The sequence below is a fragment of the Pseudoxanthobacter sp. M-2 genome (assembly GCF_046156265.1).
Taxonomy (GTDB): Bacteria; Pseudomonadota; Alphaproteobacteria; order Rhizobiales; family Segnochrobactraceae; genus CAMDHY01.
Genome location: NZ_JAWDIR010000045.1, coordinates 165,617 through 177,943, shown reverse-complemented (window position 1 = coordinate 177,943; position 12,327 = coordinate 165,617). Strand labels below are relative to the sequence as shown.

General features: G+C 70.7%; 8 protein-coding genes. 3 read left to right on the top strand and 5 right to left on the bottom strand.

Annotated features, from left to right (window positions below):
• Positions 1 to 62 precede the first annotated feature (62 nt).
• A complete protein-coding gene (locus tag RUR49_RS22135; protein ID WP_409148609.1) occupies positions 63 to 1,061 on the top strand; it encodes a tyrosine recombinase XerC in 999 nt (332 codons plus the stop codon).
• A 9-nt stretch (positions 1,062 to 1,070) separates the two neighbouring features.
• A complete protein-coding gene (locus RUR49_RS22130; protein WP_409148608.1) occupies positions 1,071 to 4,361 on the top strand; it encodes an EAL domain-containing protein in 3,291 nt (1,096 codons plus the stop codon).
• Between the two features lie 68 nt (positions 4,362 to 4,429).
• Here the strand turns inward: RUR49_RS22130 and RUR49_RS22125 are convergent, their stop codons facing one another.
• The 5 genes from RUR49_RS22125 to xylF all read right to left on the bottom strand — a co-directional run bounded on the left by RUR49_RS22125 (position 4,430) and on the right by xylF (position 8,524).
• Positions 4,430 to 4,918, bottom strand: a complete 489-nt coding sequence (locus RUR49_RS22125) for a hypothetical protein (RefSeq protein ID WP_409148607.1) — start codon at positions 4,916 to 4,918, stop codon at positions 4,430 to 4,432.
• Positions 4,882 to 5,091, bottom strand: coding sequence for a hypothetical protein (locus RUR49_RS22120; protein WP_409148606.1), 210 nt, complete (start codon positions 5,089 to 5,091; stop codon positions 4,882 to 4,884). The genes RUR49_RS22125 and RUR49_RS22120 overlap by 37 nt, the downstream gene beginning before the upstream one ends.
• 82 nt (positions 5,092 to 5,173) lie before the next feature.
• The gene (locus RUR49_RS22115) at positions 5,174 to 5,974 is read right to left on the bottom strand and encodes an ATP-binding cassette domain-containing protein (protein ID WP_409148605.1); all 801 of its coding nucleotides are present in this window, start codon (positions 5,972 to 5,974) and stop codon (positions 5,174 to 5,176) included.
• Positions 5,975 to 5,990: 16 nt separating this feature from the next.
• Complete coding sequence (locus RUR49_RS22110; RefSeq protein ID WP_409148604.1) at positions 5,991 to 7,304, bottom strand: sugar ABC transporter permease; 1,314 nt, start codon at positions 7,302 to 7,304, stop codon at positions 5,991 to 5,993.
• A 176-nt stretch (positions 7,305 to 7,480) separates the two neighbouring features.
• Positions 7,481 to 8,524: a D-xylose ABC transporter substrate-binding protein gene (gene xylF / locus RUR49_RS22105; RefSeq protein WP_409148603.1), complete on the bottom strand. Its 1,044-nt coding sequence runs from the start codon at positions 8,522 to 8,524 to the stop codon at positions 7,481 to 7,483.
• A 483-nt stretch (positions 8,525 to 9,007) separates the two neighbouring features.
• Here xylF and RUR49_RS22100 point away from each other — a divergent pair, with 483 nt between their 5' ends.
• Positions 9,008 to 12,304: a DUF2126 domain-containing protein gene (locus RUR49_RS22100; RefSeq protein ID WP_409148602.1), complete on the top strand. Its 3,297-nt coding sequence runs from the start codon at positions 9,008 to 9,010 to the stop codon at positions 12,302 to 12,304.
• Positions 12,305 to 12,327 lie beyond the last annotated feature (23 nt).

Sequence of the window (12,327 nt, the reverse complement as noted above, 5' to 3'; positions counted from 1 at the left end):
GCCTGCCAGGGTGCGTCCCTGGCCCGCGGGGCACGCTTTGCCCCCGCCCTGACGGACGCGCCATGACCGACGCCCCCGACCCCCTCCGCATCGCCGCCCCGGCGCTCGCCGCCGCTGTCGTCGCCTGGCTGACGCGCCTGCGCGTCGAGCGCCGCCTCGCCGCGCGCACGCTGGAGGCCTACGACCGCGATGCCCGGCAGTGGCTCTCCTTCCTCGCCGGCCATCTCGGCGGTGCCCCGGATCTCGCGGACCATGCGGGTCTGAGGACGGCGGACGTGCGCGCCTTCCTCGCGCGCCGGCGGGCGGACGGCGCCGGTTCGCGCACCATCGCCCGCCAGCTCGCGGCGCTGCGCTCCTTCGCCGGCTATCTCGAGCGCGAGCATGGCCTCAACGCCGCGCCGATCCGCGCCGTGCAGGCGCCGCGCCTTAAGCCGTCGCTGCCGCGCCCGCTGTCGGTCGTCGACGCCCGCCGCGTCACCGAGGAGGCCGGCGAGGACGCCGCCGAGCCGTGGATCGCCGCCCGCGACGCCGCCGTGGCGATGCTGCTCTACGGCGCCGGCCTGCGCATCGGCGAGGCGTTGGCGATCACCGCGACCGACGTCGCCGGCGACACCTCGGTGCTGCGCGTCACCGGCAAGGGCGGCAAGGTGCGGCTCGTACCGCTCCTGCCGGCGGTACGCGCGAGCCTCGACGACTACCGCCACCGGCTGCCGTTCCGGCCGGGCGCCGGCGAGCCGCTGTTTCGTGGCGCCCGTGGCGGGCCGCTGTCGCCGCGGATCGTGCAGCGCTCGCTCGCGCGGCTGCGCGGCGCCCTCGGGCTGCCGGACACGGCCACCCCGCACGCGCTGCGCCATTCGTTCGCGACGCATCTCCTGTCGGCCGGCGGCGACCTGCGGACCATCCAGGAACTGCTCGGCCACGCCAGCCTGTCGACGACCCAGCTCTACACCGCCGTCGATGCCGACCGGCTGATCGACGTGCACCGCCGCGCCCACCCGCTGGGCGGCGAGGCGGCCGTTGCCGACACGGCGGCGAGCGTGCGAAGGATGAACGCGGGCTAGGGACCTGGAATGAACGATTTCGGGGGGACGGGCGTGCCGGAGGCGGATGTGCCGGAGGTTCGGCGTGACACGCTCTCAACCATCGGTCCTGCCGGTGTTGCGTCGGCAGGCGGCACCATCTTCGACGACGCCCCCGGGCTCGAGGCGCTGCGCCGGCATGTGGAGGCGCTGATCCGGCGGCGCGCCGGTGGCGAGCCGGTGCGCGTGTGGGTGGTCGGGTGCGGCGCCGGCAGCGAGGCCTATGCCGTCGCCATGGTCTGCGAGGAGGCGCGGCGCGCCTCCCGCGGCCAGACACTCCTGCAGATCTTCGCCACCGACGGCGACCCCGACGCGATCGGCCACGCCCGCATCGGCCTCTATGGTGCCGACGCGGTGGCGGCGCTGCCGCCGGGGCTCCTCGGCAGCTATTTCGCCTCCGAGCCGAGCGGCCACCGGGTGCGCGCGGCGATCCGCGACCGGATGACCTTCTCCGTCCACGACGTCGCCCGTGATGCGCCGTTCGCCCGGATCGACGTCATCGTCTGCCGGATGCGGCTCGCGGCGCTGCCCCCGGACGCCCGCGAGCGGGCGATCGGCGCCTTCCACTACGCCTTGCGCGGCGAAGGCGTTCTGCTGACGCGCGCCGAAGACGGCATGGGCTCGCCCGACCGCTTCACGTCGGACGTTCTGGACCGCCGGCTCTATCGGCCGAGCGGACCCGGGCGGGTGTCGGACACGGCCGGCCTGCCTGGGGTCGATGCCGCGGCAGACGCGCTGCGCCGCCTCGTCGTCGAGAAGTGCGCGACGCTTGCGGTGGCGGCGGCGTTCGCGGTCGATCCGGACGGCCACGTCCGGTTCACGCTCGGCGACACCGGCCCGCTGACCGAGCTGCAGCCCGGACCGGCGAGCCTGCTTGTCACCAACATGGTGCGCCCCCACCTCGCCGGGCCGCTGCGGCGGGCGATGGCGCGGACGCGGCGGAGCGGCGAGCCGACGGTGGTCGCGCTGACGGTGCCGGCCGACCCCGCCAATGACGGGCCGCGGCTCGTCGTCCACCCCTTTCCGGAGATGCAGGAGGGCGGCCTCCTCGTGCTGGCCGGCGTCGAGCGGACGCCGGCCGAGGCCGTCGCCCCGGCGCCAGCGCACGGTGACGCCCCGTCCGCGGACATCGAGGAGCTCGCGGCGGAGGCCGCGGAGCTGCGCTCGAGCCGCGCCGAACTCCGCGCCCTCGGCGACGAACTCGCTGCCCGGGTGGCGCGGCTGCAGGTGCGCGGCGACGAACTCGAGGCGATGCAGCGCGGCATCGCCGTGCCGGCGCTGGTGCTCGGGCGGGACCTCCGCGTTCGCCGCTTCACGCCGGAGCTCGAGCGGCTGTGCGCGACGGCGGTGCTGCGCGAGGGCGACCCGCTGTCGGCGATCCGTTGGCGGACGCCGCTGCGCTCGGAGGTCGTCCAGCGCCTCACCGAGGTGATCGCCTCCGGCGAGAGCCTGGTGGTGCCCTTCGTCACCGGCGAGAGCACCTTCGAGGCGCGCCTGACACCCTATGTCGCCGGCGACGGGGCGACCGACGGCGTCGTCGTCGCCTTCCACGACGTCACCGGCCTGCAGCGCGGGCTCGCCCGCGCCGAGCGCGAGCGCGAGATCGCCGTCGAGATGCTGTCGGCGCTGAACGAGGGCCTGGTCAAGGTCGACCCGCGCGGTCTCGTCGAGTTCCTCAACCCGGCGGCGGCAGCGATGACCGAGTGGCCGCGCGAGGAGGCGGTCGGCCGCTCCCTGGACGAGGTGGTGACGCTGTCCCTCGACCCGGCGCGGCCGCGCCTGCCCAACCTCGCCATCGAGGCGGTCAGGGCCGGCGGCGAGATCCGCTCCGAGATGCCGGCGGTGCTGACCGGCCGCGCCGGGCGGCGCACCGTCGTCGAGTTCGTCGCCCAGCCGATCGGCGCCGCCGACGGCCATCCCGACGGCGCGGTGCTGACGCTGCGCGACGTCGGCGAGCGCGAGCGGATGGTCGCCGAGCTCGAGTGGCGCGGCAATCACGACGTCCTCACCGGTCTCCTCAACCGCTTTTCCCTCGAGCGCGAGGTCGGACGGACGGTGGAGGCGGCGCGGCTGCGCGGCGTAACGAGCTGCCTGATGTTCCTCGACGTCGACAAGTTCAAGATCGTCAACGACACCTCCGGCCACATCGCCGGCGACCAGCTGTTGCGCGACCTCGCCCGCACGCTCACCGAATCGGTGCGGGCGAGCGACATCGTCGCCCGCGTCGGCGGCGACGAGTTCGCCGTCATCCTGCAGAACTGCCGCCTCGAGGACGGCGAGACATCGGCGGCGAATCTCGTTCGCCGCGTCGGCGATCTCGGCTTCGTCTGGGGCGAGCGGTCGCATCCGATCGGCCTTTCGGTGGGGCTGGTAGTGATCGACCGCGTCGCCGCCTCCACCGCCTTCGACGTCATGGCCGATGCCGAGATCGCCCTCTACGAGGCGAAGACGCGCGGCGGCGGCCGCATCGAGGTGTTCCGCTCGGGCGACGACCCGGGCGGCGCGCGCGCCCAGTTCGCCGTGCTCACCGAGATCAACCGGGCGCTCACCGAGCGGGCCGTGCAGCTCTATTGCCAGCCCGTCGTCTCCGCGGAAGGCGGCGCGTTCACTGGCATCGAGATCCTGGCGCGACTGCGCGATCGCGGCGGGCGGGTGATGATGCCGGGGGTGTTCCTGCCGGCCGCCGAGCGCCACGGCCTCGTCCGGCGGCTCGACCGGGCGGTGGTGCGCGGCACCTTCGAGGCGCTCGCCCGCCTTGGCCGCGGCGCCGCGGCGCACGGCCTCGACATCCACATCAACGTCGCCGGCTCGACGCTGTCGGACCGCGACTTCTTCGAGCACGTGCGGGCGACGGCGATCGAGAACGGCATCGACATGGGCCGGATCGTCTTCGAGATCACCGAGAGCGCGGCGATCCTCGACCTGCCGGTGGCGCGCAGCTTCGTCTCCGGCGTGCGCCAGCTCGGCGGCCGCATCGCGCTGGACGACTTCGGCAAGGGCATGAGCTCGTTCGACTACCTGCGCCTGCTCGAGGTCGACATGGTGAAGCTCGATGGCTCCTTCGTCAGTGGCGTCGCCGACGACCGCATCAACCAGGCGATCGTGCGGGCGACCGTCGACGTGGCGAAGGCGATGAAGCTGACGCTGGTGGCCGAGATGGTGGCCTCGCAGTCCGACGCCGATTTCCTGCGCAACGCCGGCGTCGACCGCCTGCAGGGCTACCTCGTCGCCGCCCCGGAGCCGATCGAGGACTGGTTCGCGCGGCTGGGGGAGGGGGCGTAGGCGGCGACGGGCACGGCGGGGGTCCGCGAGCGGCCTCCCGTGGGATGTTTTCTCTATGGAGCACGACACTACCGCTTCAGCGGATCGCCGGGGCGCATGAAGAACCTTCGCACTGCGTCGGTCGCCCGCTTCCATGGATCGCGTCGTGGGATCCGTGCGTCGAGCCAGTCAAGAGCCATCGCACCGAAGTTTTTGTCACCAACGACGTAGTCGACCGGCTGGCCGTGCAAGGCGCAAAATTGTGCGAGCTGCCGTGCCTCGCCCAGTTGCGCTGTGAGAACGTAGGCGCAAATGTGCGCGTCCGAGTATGATTTTCGCTGCTGCCAGTGAATGTTGTTCTCGATTTGCGTTACAAGATTTTCGAGGATCGCATGATCCAAAGAGAGTTCGAGTGATCGATCGGACCAAAAGAGTATGCGTTCAGCTATCTCGTCCACGCTGAGGCCGCTATCGGCGATTTTATCTTCGAAAAGCGCCGGTGGATGCGTCGTCCATGCGCCGTTGACTCGCAGAGATTTCTTCAGGTTCTTGTTTCTGGCAACCCTACGATATCCCAAAAGATATGGTCGAGTTCCATAGGCTTGGCGTTAAACCATAAGACGGTCGACTCATCATCTTTACTGACGAGCCAGGTAGAGTGAAGGAACCACTCGCCGCGTTCACGGAAAATGTTGTTGTTGATGGTTTTCCAGCCAGCGGCGCGAGCGCGCGAACGGAGACTGGTCGTCACCGCCCGCTCGAGCGCGTATCGGCTCTTCTCAAACTGACGCCTTTCGCCGGCCGACAGTTCAGAAATGGTTTGCCCCCCCCGCTTACGCCGCGATCTCGGCGTCCGTCAGCGCCCCCGGTCCGCGGATGGCGCCGGGCGGGCACTTGCCGAGGATGATCATGCCGAGGACCTCGTCCTGGGTGACGTCGCTCGTCAGGGCCGAGCCGACGAGCTTGCCGTTCTTCATGACGAACACCCGGTCGGCGAGGTCGAAGACGTCGTGCAGGTCGTGGCTGATCAGGAAGATGCCGATGCCCTCGGCCTTCAGCTGCTTGATGAGCTCGCCGACCTGCGCCGTCTCCTGCGGCCCGAGCGCCGCCGTCGGCTCGTCCATGATCAGGATCTTGGCGTTGAAGTGGATGGCGCGGGCGATCGCCACCGACTGCCGCTGGCCGCCGGAGAGCGAGCGCACCGGCTCCTTGAACTTGCGGAAGTTCGGGTTGAGGCGGCCCATCACCTCGCGCGTCGCCGCCTCCATGGCGACGTCGTCGAGGGTTCCCCAGGCGGTGAGCAGCTCGCGGCCGAGGAAGAGGTTGGCGGCGGCGTCGACGTTGTCGGCGAGCGCCAGCGTCTGGTAGATCGTCTCGATGCCGTAGCGCTTGGCATCGCGCGGCGTGCCGATGTCGGCCTTCTGGCCGCCGACGAAGATCTCGCCGGTGTCGGAGCGGTAGGCGCCCGACAGGATCTTGATCAGCGTCGACTTGCCGGCGCCGTTGTGGCCGAGCACGCCGACCACCTCGCCGGGATAGAGGTCGACGCTGACGCGGTCGACGGCGCGGATGCCGCCGAACGAGATCGAGATGTCGCGCATCTCGACGAGCGGGGTGCCGGTACGGGTGCTCATCGCGCGGTTCTCCCGGTCACTTGAAGCGCTTGCGGTAGACGGTGTCGAGACCGACCGCCACCACCAGCACGATGCCGACGACAATGTTCTGCAGCGGCGTGTCGAAGCCGAGCAGCACCATGCCCGATTGCAGGCTCTGCATGACGAGGGCACCGAGCATGGCGCCCGCCACCGTGCCGGCGCCGCCGGCGAGCGAGGTGCCGCCGATCACCGCGGCGGCGATGACGTAGAGCTCGTCGAGGGTGCCCTGGGCGTTCGTCGCCGAGGTGAGGCGGGCGGTGGAGATCGCCGCGCCGAGCGCCGCCAGCATGCCCATCAGAGCGAAGATCGTCATCGTCACCCGGCGGGTGTTGATGCCGGCGAGCTCGGCCGCCTCGGGGTTGCCACCGATGGCGAAGACGTAGCGGCCGAAGCGGGTGCGCTTGGTCAGGAAGGTCATGGCGATGCCGACGCCGACGGCGATCAGCACCGGGATGGCCCAGCCGAACGGGATCTGCAGCATCCCGCCGTCCGGCACGGCGATGTTGTGCGTCTCGGCGTAGCGGCGGGCGAGGGCCGCCGGCATCATGTAGGCGTTGATGACCATGGTGGCGACGATGACGGCGAGGCAGCCGACCGCCACCGTCACGACCTCCGCCCACGCCGGCTTCAGCGGGAAGTGGAAGCGCTGGCGCTGGCGCCGCGCGTTCAGCGCCGCGACGACGATGCAGAGGCAGGCGACGATGCCGATCACCCAGCTCCACGTGGAGCCGATCGAGCCGTCGGCGCCACCGCCGATCAGCTTGAAGTTGTCGTCGGTGAGCGGGATCGTCTTGCCGGAGGCAATCCACCAGGCCGCGCCGCGCCAGACGAGCAGGCCGCCCAGCGTGACGATGAAGGCCGGCACGCCGAGATAGGCGATGACGAAGCCCTGCAGGCCGCCGATGATCGCGCCGAAGAACAGGCCGATCAGCAGCGTCAGCGCCCAGACGGCCGGATTGTTGAAGCCGAAGGTCGGCGTCAGGTAGTTCACCTGCACCACGGCCATGATCATGCCGGTGACGCCGAGGATGGAGCCGACCGACAGGTCGATGTGGCGCGTCACGATGACGAGCACCATGCCGGTCGCCATCACCGCCACCGAGGCGGTCTGCACCGACAGGTTCCACAGGTTGCGCGGCGTCAGGAAGGTGCCGCCCGACAGGATGTGGAAGCCGATCCAGATGACGGCCAGCGCGCCGATCATGCCGAGGAAGCGGACGTCGACCTCGAGCGCCTGGAGGATCGAGCGGGACTGTTGCTGCTGCGGCGGCGAGGATGCGGCTGGGACGCCGACGGCGCGTTCGCTCATGGACGACCCCCTGGACACGACCCGGCGGCAGGCGACATCGGCCCGGCCGCTCCTTGTTCCCGAACTTCGGACTGTGGCCGGCGCGCGTCAACTGCGCTTGCGGGCGAAACAGGTCCCGAAGCCGCGCGCAAACGGACGGAGGGGGCGCTGGGCGCCCCCTCCGCTTGCGGTCACGCTCAGTTGCAGGCGGCGACGGAGCCGGCCGGCACGCCCTGGCAGACGGTCTCCTTCGGCACCCAGCCGGCCTCGATGACCGTGCCGAGGTTGTCCTTGGTGATCGGCACCGGGGCGAGGAAGGTCGCGTTCATGGCGACGCCCTTCGGGCCGCCGTTGAAGGCGACGGTGCCCGGCACCTGGTCGAGCGCCGTGCCCTTGGAGAGCTCGACGGCGATCTCGGCGGCCTTCTTGCCGAGCTCGCGGGCGTCCTTCCACACCGACACCGTCTGGGTGCCGAGGGCGACGCGGTTCAGCGCCGCGAAGTCGCCGTCCTGGCCGGAGACCGGCACCGTGCCAGCGAGGCCCTGGCCCGAGAGCGCCGCGATGGCGCCGCCAGCGGTGCCGTCATTGGAGGCGACCACCGCGTCGACGTCGTTGTTGTTGGCGGTGAGGAACTGCTCCATGTTCTTCTGGGCGTTGGCGGGCAGCCAGGCGTCGGTATAGGCCTCGCCGACGTTCTTCACCTTGCCGCTGTCGATGGCGTCCTTCAGGACCTCCATCTGGCCGGAGAACAGGAAGTCGGCGTTCGGATCGGCCGACGAGCCCTTGATGAAGACGTAGTTGCCCTCGGGCGCGACCTTGAACACCTCGCGCGCCTGCATCCGCCCGACTTCCTTGTTGTCGAACGTGATGTAGTAGGCGGACGGGATCTCGATCAGGCGGTCGTAGCCGACGACCGGGATGCCCTCGGCCTCGGCCTTGGCGATCGCCGGGGCGATGGCGTCGGAATCCTGGGCGAGGATGATCAGCGCCGTGGCGCCCTGCGAGATCAGGCTCTCGACGTCGGTCAGCTGCTTGGCGGCGGACGACTGCGCGTCGGCCGAGATGTAGGACGCGCCGGCGGCTTCCAACGCCGCCTTGATCGCCGCCTCGTCGGTCTTCCAGCGCTCTTCCTGGAAGTTCGACCAGCTGACGCCGACGACCGGCTTGTCCTGGGCCAGTGCGGCGCCGCCGACGGCGACCGCGAGAACCGTGCCCGCGAGCAGGGCCTTCATGAACTGCATTTCCATTCCCTCCCTCGTCCACCGGCCGGCGGTGGATCGGTAAACCGTTCCGGCGTGCCAAAGCCCCGGCGCAGCGCCCCCCGCGCGCCGCCGGCCGCTCGCCGGGCCGGACGCCCCACCGTTCAAACGGCGATTGCGGGCAGGTCCGACCATGGGATCGATTCCGCACTTTCCCGATGTACGCAACTCAATTCGATGGCGCAGCGCACGCGGCGCGCGAAAGGCGAGGCGGCGAGGGCGGGTCCGCCTCGAATTTAACTCTCTGGAATGACTGTAATACTGCGCACGGAACGACCACTGGCCTCGCCGCTGCCGGTTTGATGTGCGCCGATCATCGCCAGCCCGGTTCCGTCGTCCGGCGCGGCCATTGCCGCACTGCGGTGGGAAAGGCTTCCCAAGCACCCGGCCCGTCGTTAACGTCGGCGTCAGGGCTCGCTTCGGCACCTCCCGACCGGACCGGCCGAAACTCCCAGGTTGCGACAGATGGCGATCATTGCCGCCCTCCATCATGTGACGCGCTATTCCTACGACCGGCCGGTGATGCTGGGTCCGCAGACCGTCCGATTGCGCCCGGCGCCGCACTGCCGGACGCCGGTGACCGCCTATTCGCTGAAGGTCACGCCGGCCGAGCACTTCGTCAACTGGCAGCAGGACCCGTTCGGCAACTGGCTGGCGCGCTTCGTCTTTCCGGAGCGCACGACGGAATTCGCGATCGAGGTCGACCTTCACGCCGAGCTCGCCGTCTACAACCCCTTCGACTTCTTCATCGAGGACTACGCGGAGAAGTTTCCCTTCGCCTATCCCGACGACCTCGCGGTCGAGCTCGCGCCCTATCTCGTCACCGAACCGTCGACGCCGCTGCTCGACGCCCTGGTGGCGTCGGTGTCGCGCCAGCCGCGCCCGACCGTCGACGCGCTGGTCGAGCTGAACCAGCTTCTGAAGGACGACGTCCGCTACATCGTCCGCCTGGAGCCCGGTGTGCAGACGCCCGAGGAGACGCTGACGCTGAAGTCGGGCTCCTGCCGCGACAGCGGCTGGCTGCTCGTGCAGATCCTGCGGCGCCTCGGCCTCGCCGCCCGCTTCGTCTCCGGCTACCTCATCCAGCTGAAGCCCGACGTCGCCGCCCTCGACGGCCCCTCGGGCACCGACCACGACTTCACCGACCTGCACGCCTGGTGCGAGGTCTACATCCCCGGGGCCGGCTGGATCGGCCTCGACCCGACCTCCGGCCTGTTCGCCGGCGAGGGCCACCTGCCGTTGGCCGCGACGCCGCACTACCGCTCGGCCGCACCGCTGATCGGCCTGGTTGAGCCGGCGGAGGTGACGTTCGGCTTCGAGATGACGGTCGCGCGGCTGCACGAGGCACCGCGCGTCACCCTGCCGTTCTCCGACGCCTCGTGGGCGGCACTCGATGCGCTCGGCGAAAAGGTCGACGCCGACCTCAAGGCCCAGGACGTGCGCCTGACGATGGGCGGCGAGCCCACCTTCGTGTCGATCGACGACTACGAGGCGGCAGAATGGAACACGGCGGCCGTCGGGCCGACGAAGCGCGCGCTCGCCGACGAACTGATCCGCCGCCTGCGCGACCGTTTCGCGCCCGGCGGCATGCTGCATTACGGCCAGGGCAAGTGGTATCCCGGCGAGACGCTGCCGCGCTGGACGTTCTCGCTCTACTGGCGCAAGGACGGCCGGCCGATCTGGCGCGACGAGGCGCTGATCGCCCGCGAGACATCGGCGGTGGCGACCGGCGAGGACGCCCAGCGGCTGCTGTCGGGCGTCGCCGAGCGGCTCGGCTTCGGCCCGGACTACGCCCAACCCGCCTATGAGGACCCCGGCCACTGGCTCCTCAAGGAAGGCGAGCTGCCGGAGAACGTCGACGTCTCCAATCCGAAGCTCGAGAGCGCCGAGGAGCGGGCGCGCATCATGCGCGTCTTCGAGCGCGGCCTGACGAAGCCGTCGAGCTTCGTCCTGCCGGTGCAGCGCTGGAACGCGGAAGCCGGCGCCGGCTGGGTGAGCGAGCGCTGGGCGCTCCGCCGCGGCCGCATCTTCCTGGTGCCCGGCGATTCGCCCGCCGGCTTCCGCCTGCCGCTCGCCGCCCTGCCGTGGGTGCCGCCGGCGCAGTATCCGCACGTCTATCAGGCCGACCCCTTCGCCGAGCGCCAGGGCCTGCCGGACCCCGACGAACTCGCCCAGGCCTATGAGCGCACCAGCGTCGACGGGCAGCGCCCGGACGTGCAGCAGCGCCTGACCTTCGGCTCCGCCGTCCGCACGGCGATGACGACGGAGGTGCGCGACGGCAAGCTCTGCGTGTTCATGCCGCCCGTCGCCTGGTTCGAGGACTATCTCGAGCTCCTCGTCATCGTCGAGGAGACGGCCCGCGAACTCGGCCTCGCTTTGCAGATCGAGGGCTACCCGCCGCCGCCCGACCCGCGCGTCGACGTCATCCGCGTCGCCCCCGATCCCGGCGTCATCGAGGTCAACGTCCACCCGGCGAAGAGCTGGCGGGAGGCGGTCGACATCACCACCGGCCTCTATTCGGACGCCCGCCACACCCGCCTCGGCACCGAGAAGTTCATGGTCGACGGCCGTCACACCGGCACCGGCGGCGGCAACCACGTCGTCATCGGCGGCGCGACGCCCTCCGACAGCCCGTTCCTGCGCCGCCCGGACCTCTTGAAGAGCCTCGTCACCTACTGGCAGCGCCACCCCTCGCTATCCTACCTGTTCTCCGGCCTGTTCATCGGCCCGACGAGCCAGGCGCCGCGGATGGACGAGGGGCGGCACGACGCCCTCTACGAGCTTGAGATCGCCATGGCGAACGTGCCGGTGCCGGGCGAGGGCGTGGCCCCGCCGCCGTGGCTCGTCGACCGGCTGTTCCGCAACATCCTCGTCGACGTCGCCGGCAATACCCACCGCTCCGAGATCTGCATCGACAAGCTGTTCTCGCCGGACAGCGCCACCGGCCGCCTCGGCCTCGTCGAGTTCCGCTCCTTCGAGATGCCGCCGGACGCGCGCATGAGCCTCGCGCAGCAGCTGCTCGTGCGGGCGCTGATCGCCTGGTTCTGGCGCGAGCCGCAGCGCGGCTCGCTGGTGCGCTGGGGCACGACGCTGCACGACCGCTTCATGCTGCCCCACTTCGTCTGGGCCGACTTCCTCGACGTCCTCGGCGATCTCCGCCGCGCGGGCTATCCGGTCGATCCGGTGTGGTTCGAGGCGCAGCGCGAGTTCCGCTTCCCGTTCTTCGGGCGCGTCGAGCACGGCGGCGTCGAGATCGAGATCCGCCAGGCGCTGGAGCCGTGGCACGTGCTCGGCGAGGAGGGCGCGATCGGCGGCACGGTGCGCTACGTCGACAGTTCCGTCGAGCGGCTGCAGGTGAAGGCGACCGGGCTGGTGCCTGGCCGGCACGTCATCGCCTGCAACGGCCGGCGCGTGCCGATGCTGTCGACCGACCGGATCGACGTCTTCGTCGGCGGCGTGCGCTTCAAGGCCTGGCAGCCGCCGTCGGGCTTCCATCCGACGCTGCCGGTGCAGGCGCCGCTGACCTTCGAGATCATCGATGGCTGGAACGGCCGCTCGCTCGGCGGCTGCGTCTACCACGTCGCCCACCCGGGCGGCCGCAACTACGAGACTTTTCCCGTCAATTCCTACGAGGCGGAGGCTCGCCGGCTTGCCCGCTTCGAGAACCACGGGCACGCTCCGGGATCGGTGGCGGTGCCGGTGGAGGAGCGGTCGGGCGAGTTCCCGGCGACGCTCGACCTCAGGCGCCCCGCCTGGGTGTGAGCGGCGCCGCGACGGCGAAGGAA

Coding starts and splice junctions, on each gene's coding strand:
- RUR49_RS22135 (WP_409148609.1), top strand. CDS start 63: ATGACCGACGCCCCCGACCCCCTCCGCATCGCCGCCCCGGCGCTCGCC.
- RUR49_RS22115 (WP_409148605.1), bottom strand. CDS start 5,974: ATGAGCACCCGTACCGGCACCCCGCTCGTCGAGATGCGCGACATCTCG.
- RUR49_RS22130 (WP_409148608.1), top strand. CDS start 1,071: ATGAACGATTTCGGGGGGACGGGCGTGCCGGAGGCGGATGTGCCGGAG.
- RUR49_RS22100 (WP_409148602.1), top strand. CDS start 9,008: ATGGCGATCATTGCCGCCCTCCATCATGTGACGCGCTATTCCTACGAC.
- RUR49_RS22110 (WP_409148604.1), bottom strand. CDS start 7,304: ATGAGCGAACGCGCCGTCGGCGTCCCAGCCGCATCCTCGCCGCCGCAG.
- xylF (WP_409148603.1), bottom strand. CDS start 8,524: ATGCAGTTCATGAAGGCCCTGCTCGCGGGCACGGTTCTCGCGGTCGCC.